Consider the following 13,391-nt stretch of genomic DNA (forward strand, 5'->3'; position numbering starts at 1 on the left):
GTTGTATTACTCGCCGCACGCCCTTATCTATTCTTCTCTTCCCCTTCTTGGTGCGTAATCCGATATGAGTTCCGCTCTGTCCATAAGGCAGTTAACCAAAACCTACGGCAACGGTTTCCAGGCCCTGAGTGGTATCGATCTGGACGTTGCCGAAGGTGATTTCTTCGCCTTGCTTGGCCCCAACGGCGCGGGCAAATCCACCACCATCGGCATCCTTTCCACCCTGGTGAACAAGTCCGGCGGTACGGTAAATGTCTTCGGTCATGACCTGGACCGCTCACCCGCCGCGCTCAAGCGTTGCATTGGCGTGGTGCCCCAGGAATTCAATTTCAACCAATTCGAAAAGACCTTCGACATCGTCGTGACCCAGGCCGGTTACTACGGTATCCCGCCGAAGGTCGCCAATGAGCGCGCTGAACAGTACCTGACCCAACTAGGGTTGTGGGACAAGCGCGACGTGCCGTCCCGTTCGTTGTCCGGGGGCATGAAGCGGCGCCTGATGATTGCCCGTGCGCTGGTGCACGAGCCGCGCCTGCTGATCCTCGACGAACCGACCGCGGGTGTGGACATCGAGCTACGCCGTTCGATGTGGACCTTCCTGACCGAGCTGAACCAGAAAGGCATCACCATCATCCTCACCACGCACTACCTGGAAGAGGCCGAGCAGCTGTGCCGCAACATCGGCATCATCGATCACGGCACCATCGTCGAAAACACCAGCATGCGCCAGTTGCTGAGCCAGTTGCATGTGGAAACCTTCCTGCTGGACCTCAAGCATGACCTGAGTGTCGTGCCGCAGCTCGTTGGCTATCCCGCCCGGCTGGTGGACCGCCACACACTGGAAGTCCAGGTCGACAAAGCCGCTGGTATCACCGGGTTGTTCACCCAGTTGGCCCTGCAGAACATCGAAGTGCTGAGCCTGCGTAACAAAACCAATCGCCTTGAGGAGTTGTTCGTGTCCCTGGTGGAGAAAAACCTGGCGAAGGTGGCGGTATGAGTTCCGAATTGCGCCCCAACCTGATTGCCCTCAATACCATCGTGTACCGGGAAGTCCGGCGCTTCATGCGGATCTGGCCGCAGACCCTGCTGCCGCCGGCCATCACGATGGTTCTGTATTTCGTCATCTTCGGCAACCTGATCGGCCGGCAGATCGGCGACATGGGCGGCTTCACGTACATGGACTACATCGTGCCTGGGCTGATCATGATGTCGGTGATCACCAACTCCTACGGCAACGTCGTGTCGAGTTTCTTCGGCAGCAAGTTCCAGCGCTCGATCGAAGAACTGATGGTCTCGCCGGTTTCGCCTCACACGATCCTGATCGGCTTTACCTTGGGCGGCGTGCTGCGAGGGCTGGCGGTGGGTTTGATCGTGACGCTGCTGTCATTGTTCTTCACTGACATGCAAGTGCATCACCTGGGGTTGACGATCCTGGTTGTGGTTCTGACGGCCACGATCTTTTCGTTACTCGGTTTCATCAACGCCGTGTTTGCGCGTAACTTCGATGACATTTCCATCATCCCGACCTTCGTGCTCACGCCGTTGACCTACCTGGGCGGAGTGTTCTACTCGATCTCCCTGCTGCCACCGTTCTGGCAGACCGTATCGCTGGCCAACCCGGTGCTGCACATGGTTAACGCTTTCCGCTACGGGATCCTTGGGGTTTCGGACATTCGCATCAGTATTGCGATTACGTTCATGGTGGTGGCGACTGTGGTGCTTTATGTAGGATGCGCGCGGTTGTTGGTGAGTGGGCGGGGGATGCGGACTTGAGCCGGTAGTTTCATGCGCCACCGTCTCGAGCGGAACGAAAAGGCCTCCAATTGTTGGAGGCCTTTTGCATTTCACATCCGGCTTTTCTTACGCCGCCGCCACTGCCGCGTCACCCACCACCGCCAATACGCCATGGTGACAAAATACGCCAACGCGCCAAGCACCAACCCCGTCACCACAGACCCCAGCAAAAACGGCTGCCACAACGTCGACAACTGATTGGTGATCCACTCCCAGGTCAGCTCATCCGGCAGCGTCCGGGCTGGCACATCCATCAGCCAGGCACCGGTTTGATAAGTGCAGAAGAACACCGCAGGCATCGTGATGGGGTTAGTCAACCAGACCAGGCTCACCGCAATCGGAATATTGCCACGCACCGTGACGGCCAGCGCCGCGGCCAGCAGCATTTGCAAAGGGATAGGCAGAAACGCGGCGAACAGGCCGACGGCCATCGCCCGCGCCACTGAATGGCGATTGAGGTGCCAAAGGTTCGGATCGTGAAGCAGGGTACCGAGAAAGCGTAAGGACTTGTGTTCCCGAATGCTCGCTGGGTCAGGCATGTAACGTTTGAATAGGCGCCGGGGCATAAGGCTTCTCGGTGGGATCAAAGCAGTCAGGTCGCAAGTATGTCCGGATTCTACGGCCGGCAGATTCAGACTTTGTGACAATTGATAACGCGCGCGGTGCCATTAACCGGCTAAGCCTGAGAGGGAACTCTCAAGGATGAGCTTATGCGCAGAGCAATGGTCGCGCTTGCATCGGGGCTGCTGGCGCCGATTTTTCTACCGGTATTGCCACCGCTGTGGCTGATCGCAGCCATGTCTATCTTGGCGTTGATGGTGTTGCCATCTCGCCTTTACCCGGTGGGCTTCTTTTTCTTCGGGCTGGCATGGGCCTGTTTCTCGGCGCAGCTAGCATTGGACGACCGGTTACCCGCCGCGCTGGAAGGTGAGACCCGCTGGGTCGAGGGGCGTGTCGTCGGCTTGCCGCAACAGAGTGACGGCGTGGTGCGTTTCGAACTGGCCGACGCTCAATCCCGACGCACACGCTTGCCGACGTTGATGCGCCTGGCCTGGTACGACGGGCCGGCGGTCAACAGCGGTGAAAAATGGCGCCTGGCGGTCAAGCTCAAAAGGCCCGCCGGGCTGCTCAATCCCCACGGCTTCGACTATGAAGCGTGGTTGCTGAGCCGGGGCATTGGCGCCACCGGCTCGGTCAAGGATGGTTGGCGGGTGCAGCCGGCCCAAGGCGCCTGGCGCGATGGGGTGCGCCAGGCGCTGGCAAGAGTCGATGCCCAGGGGCGCTCCGGCGCGCTAATGGCGTTGGTTCTCGGCGACGGTGCCGGTCTGGCCCGGGAAGATTGGCAGGTGCTGCAAGACACCGGCACTGTCCACCTACTGGTGATCTCCGGACAGCATATCGGCTTGCTTGCCGGCCTGGTTTATCTGCTGGTGGCCGGCGCGGCGCGTTATGGCGCATGGCCGTCGCGTCTGCCGTGGCTGCCCTGGGCTTGTGCGCTGGCTTTTGCCGCTGCCCTGGGTTACGGCTTGCTCGCCGGGTTCGAGGTGCCGGTGCGGCGGGCCTGCGCCATGATCGGGCTGGTGCTGTTGTGGCGCTTGCGCTTCCGGCAGGCGAAGCCTTGGTGGGCCTGGCTGTTGGCCTTCGTTGGAGTGCTGGTGCTGGACCCGCTGGCGAGCCTGCGGCCAGGGTTCTGGTTGTCGTTTGCCGCCGTGGCCATATTGATGTTCACGTTCGGTGCTCGCCTGGGGCCCTGGCGCTGGTGGCAGACCTGGACCCGCGCCCAGTGGCTGATTGCGCTCGGCCTTTGCCCGTTGTTGCTGATACTGGGTTTGCCGGTCAGTCTCAGCGGTCCGTTGGTCAACTTGCTGGCGGTGCCCTGGATCAGCCTGTTGGTATTGCCTGCGGCGCTGCTTGGCACGGCGTTGCTGCCGGTCCCGTTCATGGGTGAAAGCCTTTTATGGATCGCCGGTGGATTGCTCGATTTGCTATTCAAGGGGCTTGCCCTGGCAGCCGGGCGAATACCGGCTTGGGCGCCTCCCGCCTTGCCGTTATGGGCTTGGGCCCTTGCGACGCTCGGTGCTTTGTTGCTGCTGTTGCCCAAGGGCCTGCCGTTGCGGATCCTGGGTTGGCCGATGCTGTTGCTGATCGTTTTTCCTCCACGGGAAGAAGTGCCTTGGGGGCAGGCCGAAATCTGGCAATTGGACGTTGGCCAGGGGCTGGCGGTCTTGGTGCGCACCCGTCGCCATGCCTTGTTATATGACGCGGGGCCGCGCTTTGGTGACGCCGATGCGGGCGAACGTGTGGTGGTGCCGACGTTGCGCAAGCTCGGCGTGCGCGGATTGGACCTGATGTTGCTCAGCCACGCGGATGCAGATCACGCTGGCGGTGCTCGCGCCGTGCGCAACGGGCTGCCGACGACCCGGGTGATCAGCGGCGACCCCACTGCGCTGCCCGTCGATCTACAGGCGGGCCCGTGCGATAGCGGTGAAGGCTGGGAGTGGGACGGGGTCAGGTTCGAGCTCTGGCGATGGGCGTCGGCTGTCGAGAGTAACCAGACGTCCTGCGTCTTGCTGGTGGAGGCCGGCGGCGAGCGATTGTTGCTGACGGGTGACATCGACACCCATGCCGAGCGCGCCTTGCTTGACGGTCCGCTGGGGGTACCGACCCAATGGTTGGCGTCTCCGCACCATGGCAGCCGCAGCTCATCGTCGATGGCGTTGCTGACGCGCCTCCAGCCTCATTCGGTATTGATCTCCCGAGGTCGAAACAACGCATTCGGCCATCCACATCCGTGGGTGATGGAGCGGTATCGAAGGTTGGGCATGACAATCTATGACAGTGCCGAACAGGGTGCCATTCGTCTGCAGCTGGGCGCGTTCGGGCCGGCGCACATCCAAGCCGGCGAGCGTCGCTACTGGCGTGAGCCGCCACCCGCTGGCACATCGATGCAGCATTGATCTGGCTCATCGTTCTTGGCGTGTTGTCGGCCGGGCGGGTCTGCACGGCGAGTCTGTATGATAAAGTGGCGCACTTTTTCGAGGGGGCTGTCACTGTGTGGGAATTGGTCAAATCCGGCGGTTGGATGATGTTGCCGATCATTCTGAGTTCCATCGCGGCACTGGGTATCGTTGCCGAACGCCTGTGGACCCTGCGGGCCAGTCGCGTGACCCCGGAGCATCTGCTCGGGCAGGTCTGGGTCTGGATCAAGGACAAACAGCTGAACAAGGACAAGCTCAAGGAGCTGCGAGCCAGTTCTCCTCTGGGAGAGATTCTTGCGGCGGGCCTGGCGAACTCCAAGCATGGTCGCGAGATCATGAAGGAATGCATTGAAGAAGCTGCCGCGCGGGTCATTCATGATCTGGAGCGCTACCTCAATGCCCTGGGGACCATCGCGGCCATGTCCCCATTGCTGGGCCTGCTGGGCACGGTGCTGGGCATGATCGATATTTTCAGTGCCTTTACCGGCTCTGGCATGACCACCAACGCCGCGGTGTTGGCAGGTGGTATTTCCAAGGCCCTGATCACCACCGCCGCAGGCCTGATGGTCGGTATCCCAGCCGTGTTCTTCCACCGATTCCTGCAACGCCGCGTCGACGAATTGGTGGTGGGCATGGAGCAGGAAGCCATCAAGCTGGTCGAGGTGGTGCAGGGCGACCGTGACGTGGACCTGGCCGGGGGCAAGCAGTGAAATTCCGCCGCAAACCACGGGAAAACATCGAGATCAATCTCGCGTCGCTGATCGACGTGGTGTTCATCCTGCTGCTGTTTTTCGTCGTGACCACCACGTTCACCCGGGAGACCCAGCTCAAGGTCGAATTGCCGCAAGCGGTCAGTGGTTCGCCCGCCGAAGACCAGCAGTTGAAGAACCTGGAAGTCACCATCAGCGCCGAAGGCGCGTTCTCGGTGAACAACCATTTGCTGCCAAAAAGCGACCTGGCGAGCCTGATCGAGGCCCTGCAGAAGGAATCCGGCGGTGACACCAGCCTGCCGTTGTCCATCAGCGCCGACGGCAAGACCCCTCACCAATCCGTTATCACTGCCATGGATGCTGCCGGCAAGCTCGGCTTCAGCCACCTGCGCATGACGACGGTCGAGGCGGCGCCGGCACCCTGATGGCCATGTCCGATCGATTGCTCGCCGCGTGGTATGAAGGTCACCCGGCCCTGACGCTGTTGCGACCGCTGGAATGGCTGTATCGACGTGTGGTGAAGAGCAAGCGCGAACGCTTCCTGGCGGGCGGCGGCGAGATCTATCAACCGCCCGTGCCGCTGATCGTGGTCGGCAATATTACCGTTGGCGGCACGGGCAAGACGCCGCTGATCCTGTGGATGATCGAACATTGCCAGCGCAGTGGCTTGCGGGTTGGCGTGGTCAGCCGTGGCTATGGTGCCAAGCCGCCGCAACTGCCTTGGCGGGTCCAGGCCGAGCAGGGCGCCGACATCGCGGGTGACGAGCCGCTGCTGATCGTCCAGCGCACCGGCGTGCCGTTGATGATCGACCCTGATCGCAGTCGCGCAGTCCGCGCGCTGCTGGAAGCCGAGCCGCTGGACCTGATCCTGTCCGACGACGGCATGCAGCATTACCGCCTGGCCCGGGACCTTGAACTGGTACTGATCGACAACGCCCGCGGCCTCGGCAACCGCCGTTGCCTGCCGGCCGGTCCGTTGCGCGAACCGGTCGAACGCCTGCAATCGGTCGATGCGGTGTTGTACAACGGCGCCAGCGCCGACCGCGAAGACGGCTTCGCTTTCGAATTGCGGCCCACCGCCCTGGTGAACCTCGCCAGTGGAGAACGGCGCGCTCTCGACCACTTTCCAGCCGGCCAGGCCCTGCACGCCGTGGCCGGTATCGGCAATCCGCAGCGTTTCTTCAAGACCCTCGAAACGCTACACTGGCGGCCCATACCGCACGGGTTTGCCGATCACGCCGAATACAGTGCCCAGGCCTTGAATTTCACGCCAGCCCTGCCAGTGATCATGACGGAAAAAGACGCGGTCAAGTGCCGTGCCTTCGCCGCACCGGATTGGTGGTACCTGGCGGTGGACGCCGCGCCGTCCCCGGCCTTCGCGGCCTGGTTCGATACGCAGTTGATGCGCCTGTTGCCGGATCGGCTCTTGCCTTAGAAATCTTTACCAGGGGAAAACCATGGACACCAAGTTGCTCGATATTCTGGCCTGCCCAGTTTGCAAAGGCCCGCTCAAGCTCAGCGCCGACAAGACCGAGCTGATCAGCAAGGGTGCCGGCCTGGCCTATCCGATTCGCGACGGCATCCCGGTGATGCTCGAGAGCGAAGCCCGCACCCTGACCACTGACGAGCGCCTGGATAAATGACCACAGCCTTCACCGTCGTCATTCCGTCGCGTTTTGCCTCGACGCGCCTGCCCGGCAAGCCGTTGCTGTTGATCGCCGGCAAGCCGATGATCCAGCACGTCTGGGAACAGGCCAGCAAAAGCAGCGCCCAGCGCGTGGTGGTCGCGACCGACGATGCGCGCATCGTCGAAGCCTGCGAGGCGTTTGGCGCCGAAGTGGTGCTGACCCGCGAAGATCATAATTCCGGCACCGATCGCCTGGCGGAAGTCGCCACGAAACTGGGCCTTGAGGCCGACGCCATCGTGGTCAACGTACAAGGCGATGAGCCGTTGATCCCGCCCAGCGTGATCGATCAGGTCGCGGCTAACCTGGCGGCCCATCCCGAAGCGCGCATGGCGACCCTGGCTGAGCCGATCGACGACGTGCAAGCGTTGTTCAATCCCAACGTGGTCAAGGTGATCAGCGACCTTAATGGCCTGGCCTTGACCTTCAGCCGCGCGACATTGCCCTGGGCGCGGGATGCCTTCGCGCAAAGCCGCGACGTAATGCCCGAAGGCGTGCCGTACCGCCGCCATATCGGCATCTACGCCTACCGCGCCGGCTTCCTTCACGACTTCGTGGCCTGGGGACCGTGCTGGCTGGAAAACACCGAAGCGCTGGAACAGTTGCGTGCCCTGTGGCACGGCGTACGAATCCACGTGGCCGATGCACTGATCGCTCCGCCGACCGGCGTTGATACCGCTGAAGATCTCGAGCGCGTTCGGCGCTTGCTGGAGGCCTGATGCGGGTTTTGTTTGTCTGCCTCGGCAATATCTGCCGATCGCCCACGGCCGAAGGCATCTTGCGCCACAAGTTGCGCGAAGCCGGGTTGGACGATCAGGTGGAGGTCGCCTCCGCCGGAACCGGTGACTGGCACGTCGGCAAGGCGCCGGACAAGCGCAGCCAGGCCTCAGCCCTGCGGCGCGGCTACGATTTGTCGGCCCAGCGTGCCCGGCAAGTGTCCCGTGCCGATTTCGCCGCCTATGACCTGATCCTGGCGATGGACAGCAGCAACTTGCGCAATCTCAAAGTCCTGCAACCGACCAATGCCAGGGCTGAACTGGACCTGTTCCTGCGTCGTTACGAGGCGGAACTCGATGACGTACCAGACCCTTACTACGACGGTGAGCAAGGTTTCGAGCAAGTGTTGGATTTGATTGAACGTGCCACGGATCGCCTGGTGGTCGAACTGAAGGGGCGGTTATGACCTTGCACGTCCAGGCGGGTGTCAGCCTCAAGCCATTCAACAGCTTTGGCGTGGATGTCAGCGCCCGGCTGTTCGCCGAAGCCCACAGCGATGCGGATGTTCGCCAGGCGCTGGCCTATGCCGCCGAGCATGCCGTGTCGTTGCTGGTGATTGGCGGCGGCAGCAACCTGTTGCTGACCGGCGACATCGACGCCTTGGTGGTGCGCATGGCCAGCCAGGGGATCCGCCTGCTCAGCGATGATGGCGAGCGGGTGGTGATCGAGGCCGAAGCCGGGGAACCCTGGCATCCCTTCGTCCAGCACACGCTGGCGCAAGGTTGGTCTGGATTGGAGAACCTCAGCCTGATCCCCGGCACCGTGGGCGCGGCACCGATGCAAAACATCGGCGCCTACGGGGTGGAGATAAAGGACGTCTTTGCTGGCCTCACCGCGCTGGATCGCCAGACCGGCGAACTGCGCGATTTCACCCTTGAAGAATGCGATTTCTCCTACCGCGACAGCCTTTTCAAGCAGCAGGCGGGTCGCTGGCTGATCCTGCGGGTGCGTTTTGCCCTCAGTCGTGCCGCCCATCTGCATCTGGAATACGGCCCAGTACGCCAACGGTTGACCGAGCAAGGCATCAACCAGCCGACGCCCAGCGATGTCAGCCGGGCCATCTGCAGTATCCGCAGCGAAAAACTGCCAGACCCAGCGGTGTTGGGCAATGCCGGCAGTTTCTTCAAGAACCCGTTGGTGCCGGCCTCCCACGTGGCGCAACTCAAGGCCCGATACCCGGACCTGGTGGCTTATCCACAGCCCGACGGCCAGATGAAGATCGCCGCTGGCTGGCTGATCGAGCACGCCGGCTGGAAGGGCTTTCGCGATGGCGACGCCGGGGTGCATAAATTGCAGGCGCTGGTGTTGGTCAACTACGGCAATGCCACCGGCCTGCAACTGCTGGAGCTGGCCCGGCGCATCCAGAAGGACATTGCCGAACGTTTTCAGGTCGAGCTGGAAATGGAACCCAATCGGTACTGAACCGCGCTTCGCAAGCGCCGGATAAAACGCCCTGGACAGGCTGCACAAAACCATTCGTGCAGGATTGTGCAGGGCGTTTTGCTTGATCCTGGGTTAATTTAATGGGCTGACGATGCGAGCATACGCATCCCTGAGGCCCGGTGCAGACGCTTGCTCGCGTGTGCACAAGAGAGCCCGATTAGCCTGAGCCAGTCTGCGACACCGAACCGATAACCAAACGGCAGATGGCTCGACCCCATAACTCGATGACGATGCGGGCGTGCCCATGATTACCCTGAAACTCAATGGAAAAGACCACCAACTGGATGTGACCGAGGACATGCCGCTGCTGTGGGCGATCCGTGACGTGGCCGGTTACAACGGCACCAAGTTCGGCTGCGGCATGGGCTTGTGCGGCGCCTGCACCATTCACATCGACGGTGCCCCCGCACGCAGTTGCATCACGCCGATCGGCTCGGTGAAGGGGCAGAACGTCAGCACCATCGACGCGCTTCACGTCGACCCGGTCGGGCAGGTGGTGCAGAAAGCCTGGCTGGATACCGCGGTGGCGCAGTGCGGTTTCTGCCAGGGCGGGCAGATCATGTCTGCTACGGCCCTGCTCAAGACCAACCCCAACCCCAGCGACGAGCAGATCGAAGAAGCCATGGTCGGCAACCTCTGCCGCTGCGGCACTTATAACCGGATCAAGACCGCGATTCGCCAAGCCTCCACCCACCTGAAGGAGGCCAAGGCATGAGCCACTTGCCCGATGATTTTGTCCTGAGCAACCTCAGCCGTCGTGGCTTCCTGAAAGGTGCGAGCGCCACCGGTGTGCTGGTGCTGGCGGCCACGTGGGGCCTGCCGGATGCCTTTGCCGAGGAAAAGAAATTTGGCGCCGAGGGCATGCCCAACGGCGCGGTCGACGACCCCAAGGTTTACGTGAGCATTGCCGCCGACGGCAGCGTGACGGTGATCTGCAACCGTTCCGAGATGGGCCAGGGTGTGCGCACCAGCCTGAGCATGGTGGTGGCCGACGAACTGGACGCCGACTGGGCGCTGGTCAAGGTCAAGCAGGCACCGGCAGATGAGGCGCGCTTCGGCAACCAGGACACCGACGGCTCGCGCAGCATGCGCCATTGGTACGAGCCGATGCGCCGTTGCGGTGCCGCCGCCCGGACCATGTTGGAACTGGCCGCCGCTGCACAATGGAACGTGCCGGTAGGCGAATGCCGCGCGCAGCTGCACAAAGTGGTGCACCAGCCTTCCGGGCGGGAGCTGGGTTATGGCGCCTTGGCTGCCGCCGCCAGTGCCTTGCCGGTGCCGGCCCGCGAGAGCCTGCGCCTCAAACAGCCTTCGGAATTTCGTTACATCGGCAAGGAGGCGACCCGTGCCATCGACGGCGCGGACATCGTCAACGGTCGCGCAGTCTTCGGTGCCGACGTGCATTTCGACGGCATGCTCTATGCCGTCATCGCGCGTCCGCCGGTCTATGGCGGCAAGGTCAAGAGCGTCGACAGCAGCGCGGCGTTGAAAGTACCGGGCGTGGTCAAGGTGGTGCAGATCGAGGGGCGCCCATTGCCCTCCGAATTCCAACCTCTGGGCGGCGTGGCGGTGGTGGCGAAAAATACCTGGGCAGCGATCAAGGGCCGCGAAGCGCTGAAAATAGAGTGGGACGACGGCCCGAACGTCGGTTACGACTCCATCGCCTACCGCAAGGAACTGGAAGCGGCTGCTCGCAAGCCTGGAAAAGTCTTGCGCAGCACCGGTGATCTCGATGGCGCATTGGCCAAGGCCGATTCGACGTTGGAGGCTTCATATTATCTGCCGCACCTGTCCCAGTCCCCCATGGAGCCGATGGTCGCCGTCGCCCGGTTCGAGGATGGCCACTGCGAAGCCTGGGCGCCGAGCCAGGCACCGCAGGTGACCCGCGAGCGCGTCGCCGAGCGCCTGGGCATCCCTTTCGAGAACGTCACGGTGAACATCACGTTGCTGGGCGGTGGCTTCGGGCGCAAGTCGAAACCCGATTTTGTCGTCGAAGCCGCCGTGCTCGCCAAGGAGTTTCCCGGCCAGGCGGTACGGGTGCAATGGACCCGCGAGGACGATATCCATCACTCGTATTTCCACACTGTATCGGCCGAATACCTGAAGGCCAGCCTGAACAAGGACGGATTGCCCTCCGGTTGGCTGCATCGCACCGTGGCTCCGACCATCACCGCGTTGTTCGCGCCGGGCATGACCCACGAAGCACCGTTCGAAGTGGGCATGGGCGTGACCAACATGGCTTACGCCGTTCCCAACATGCGCCTGGAAAATCCCGAGGCGGTGGCCCACACCCGGGTGGGCTGGTACCGCTCGGTGTCGAATATTCCCCACGGTTTTGCGATCCAGAGCTTCATCGACGAATTGGCCCACAAGGCCGGCCAGGATCCGCTGAAGTATCACCTCAAGTTGCTGGGGCCGGACCGCAAGATCAATCCGAACAGCCTGAACGACGATTGGAACTACGGCGAATCGCCCGAGCGTTATCCCATCGATACGGCGCGGATCCGTACCGTGCTGGAGACTGCCGCGAAAGCCGCCGGTTGGGGACGTGAATTGCCCAAGGGAAGGGGGTTGGGCCTGGCGGTGCATTACAGCTTTGTCACTTACGTCGCGGCGGCGATCGAAGTCGAGGTCAAGGATGACGGCACGGTGATGGTGCACAAGGCCGACATTGCCGTGGATTGTGGGCCACGGATCAACCCCGAGCGCATCCGCTCCCAGTTCGAAGGCGCCTGCGTCATGGGCTTGGGCAACGCGATGGTCGGCGAGATCAGCTTCAAGGACGGCAAGGTCCAGCAGGATAACTTCCACATGTACGAAGTGGCGCGCATGTCCCTGGCGCCCAAGGAAGTGGCGGTGCATCTGGTCACGCCGCCGGGTGAAGTTCCCTTGGGCGGCGTGGGTGAGCCAGGCGTGCCGCCGATCGCGCCGGCGCTGTGCAACGCGATTTTTGCTGCCACCGGCAAGCGTATCCGCGATCTGCCCGTGCGTTATCAGCTGCAAGGCTGGCAACAGGCCAAAGCCTGATGGACAGCGTTGACCTGAATGTCCTGCGCAGCGTGCTGGAGTGGCGCCGCGCCGGGCAGCGCGTGGTGTTGTTCACCGTGGTCCAGACCTGGGGCACCGCGCCACGGCCTCCTGGCGCCATGCTGGCCCTGCGCGAGGATGGCGTGGTAATCGGTTCGGTGTCGGGCGGTTGTGTCGAGGATGACTTGATCGCCCGGCTGCACGACGGCCGAATTCCGGCGGACGGTCCGCCGGTGCAACTGATCACCTATGGCGTCACCCGCGAGGAGGCGGCGCGCTTCGGCCTGCCGTGCGGCGGCACCTTGCGCCTGACGGAAGAGCGAGTGGGCGATCCCCAGTGGATCAGCGACTTGCTGGAGCGTTGCGAGGCCCATGAGATTGTCGCCCGGGAATTGACCATCGCCACCGGTAGCGTGTCGTTGGTGCCGGCCAGTAAAAGCGATGCTTTAGTGTTTGATGGCGAGACACTGCGGGCAATTTATGGCCCGCGTTGGCGGCTGCTGTTGATCGGCGCTGGACAGCTGTCCCGTTACGTCGCGGAGATGGCCCGACTGCTGGATTTCGAAGTGCTGATCTGCGATCCGCGCAAGGAATTCGTCTACGGCTGGGAGGAGCAGCACGGCCGCTTCGTGACCGGCATGCCCGACGAAGCGGTGCTGAGCATCCAGACGGATGAGCGCACGGCGATCGTGGCGCTGACCCATGATCCGCGCCTGGACGACATGGCCTTGTTGACCGCCCTCGATTCCAAGGCCTTTTATGTGGGCGCCCTGGGGTCGCGGGTCAACAGCCAGAAACGCCGGGACAACCTGGCTCAGCTAGGCTTGTCGGCACAGGCCATCGAACGGCTGCATGGCCCTATCGGCTTGCACATCGGCAGCCACACACCCGCGGAAATCGCCTTGTCGTTGCTGGCGGAAATCGTTGCCATCAAAAATGGCATCGAACTGCGTCAAAAGAAACCGCTGTAAGCCACA

14 protein-coding genes are annotated in these 13,391 nt (G+C 62.5%); 13 read left to right on the forward strand and 1 reads right to left on the reverse strand.

The features are described from left to right. The first annotated feature begins 64 nt into the window (after window positions 1–64). A complete protein-coding gene (locus HU742_RS07110; RefSeq protein WP_186640837.1) occupies window positions 65–997 on the forward strand; it encodes an ABC transporter ATP-binding protein in 933 nt (310 codons plus the stop codon). After that, window positions 994–1,773 carry an ABC transporter permease gene (locus tag HU742_RS07115; protein ID WP_186640835.1) on the forward strand — a complete coding sequence of 260 codons (780 nt, stop codon included), beginning with the start codon at window positions 994–996 and terminating at the stop codon, window positions 1,771–1,773. The genes HU742_RS07110 and HU742_RS07115 overlap by 4 nt, the downstream gene beginning before the upstream one ends. Window positions 1,774–1,844: 71 nt before the next feature. On the opposite strand, the gene HU742_RS07120 is transcribed toward HU742_RS07115, so the two are convergent. Then, a complete protein-coding gene (locus HU742_RS07120; RefSeq protein ID WP_186640833.1) occupies window positions 1,845–2,360 on the reverse strand; it encodes a DUF2062 domain-containing protein in 516 nt (171 codons plus the stop codon). A gap of 144 nt (window positions 2,361–2,504) precedes the next feature. Here HU742_RS07120 and HU742_RS07125 point away from each other — a divergent pair, with 144 nt between their 5' ends. From HU742_RS07125 to HU742_RS07175, 11 genes are all read left to right on the forward strand, one after another. Beyond that, window positions 2,505–4,751: a DNA internalization-related competence protein ComEC/Rec2 gene (locus HU742_RS07125; protein WP_186645085.1), complete on the forward strand. Its 2,247-nt coding sequence runs from the start codon at window positions 2,505–2,507 to the stop codon at window positions 4,749–4,751. 95 nt (window positions 4,752–4,846) lie between these two features. Further along, window positions 4,847–5,482 carry a MotA/TolQ/ExbB proton channel family protein gene (locus HU742_RS07130; protein ID WP_186611608.1) on the forward strand — a complete coding sequence of 212 codons (636 nt, stop codon included), beginning with the start codon at window positions 4,847–4,849 and terminating at the stop codon, window positions 5,480–5,482. After that, window positions 5,479–5,907, forward strand: a complete 429-nt coding sequence (locus tag HU742_RS07135; RefSeq protein WP_186611534.1) for a biopolymer transporter ExbD — start codon at window positions 5,479–5,481, stop codon at window positions 5,905–5,907. The genes HU742_RS07130 and HU742_RS07135 overlap by 4 nt, the downstream gene beginning before the upstream one ends. After that, on the forward strand, window positions 5,907–6,917 hold the full coding sequence (gene lpxK / locus HU742_RS07140; protein WP_186645083.1) for a tetraacyldisaccharide 4'-kinase: 1,011 nt from the start codon (window positions 5,907–5,909) through the stop codon (window positions 6,915–6,917). The genes HU742_RS07135 and lpxK overlap by 1 nt, the downstream gene beginning before the upstream one ends. 22 nt (window positions 6,918–6,939) lie before the next feature. Next, window positions 6,940–7,125 (forward strand): Trm112 family protein, encoded by a 186-nt coding sequence (locus HU742_RS07145; RefSeq protein WP_003179363.1) that lies wholly within the window; start codon window positions 6,940–6,942, stop codon window positions 7,123–7,125. Beyond that, window positions 7,122–7,886, forward strand: a complete 765-nt coding sequence (kdsB, locus tag HU742_RS07150) for a 3-deoxy-manno-octulosonate cytidylyltransferase (RefSeq protein ID WP_186645081.1) — start codon at window positions 7,122–7,124, stop codon at window positions 7,884–7,886. The genes HU742_RS07145 and kdsB overlap by 4 nt, the downstream gene beginning before the upstream one ends. Then, on the forward strand, window positions 7,886–8,350 hold the full coding sequence (locus tag HU742_RS07155) for a low molecular weight protein-tyrosine-phosphatase (RefSeq protein ID WP_186645080.1): 465 nt from the start codon (window positions 7,886–7,888) through the stop codon (window positions 8,348–8,350). The genes kdsB and HU742_RS07155 overlap by 1 nt, the downstream gene beginning before the upstream one ends. Next, the gene (murB, locus tag HU742_RS07160; RefSeq protein WP_186640825.1) at window positions 8,347–9,366 is read left to right on the forward strand and encodes a UDP-N-acetylmuramate dehydrogenase; all 1,020 of its coding nucleotides are present in this window, start codon (window positions 8,347–8,349) and stop codon (window positions 9,364–9,366) included. The genes HU742_RS07155 and murB overlap by 4 nt, the downstream gene beginning before the upstream one ends. Before the next feature lie 265 nt (window positions 9,367–9,631). Then, a complete protein-coding gene (locus tag HU742_RS07165) occupies window positions 9,632–10,102 on the forward strand; it encodes a (2Fe-2S)-binding protein (RefSeq protein ID WP_186645079.1) in 471 nt (156 codons plus the stop codon). Continuing rightward, complete coding sequence (locus tag HU742_RS07170) at window positions 10,099–12,414, forward strand: xanthine dehydrogenase family protein molybdopterin-binding subunit (RefSeq protein ID WP_186645078.1); 2,316 nt, start codon at window positions 10,099–10,101, stop codon at window positions 12,412–12,414. The genes HU742_RS07165 and HU742_RS07170 overlap by 4 nt, the downstream gene beginning before the upstream one ends. After that, a complete protein-coding gene (locus HU742_RS07175; RefSeq protein WP_186645077.1) occupies window positions 12,414–13,385 on the forward strand; it encodes an XdhC family protein in 972 nt (323 codons plus the stop codon). The genes HU742_RS07170 and HU742_RS07175 overlap by 1 nt, the downstream gene beginning before the upstream one ends. Window positions 13,386–13,391 lie beyond the last annotated feature (6 nt).

This window comes from Pseudomonas marvdashtae (assembly GCF_014268655.2).
Lineage (GTDB): Bacteria > Pseudomonadota > Gammaproteobacteria > Pseudomonadales > Pseudomonadaceae > Aquipseudomonas > Aquipseudomonas marvdashtae.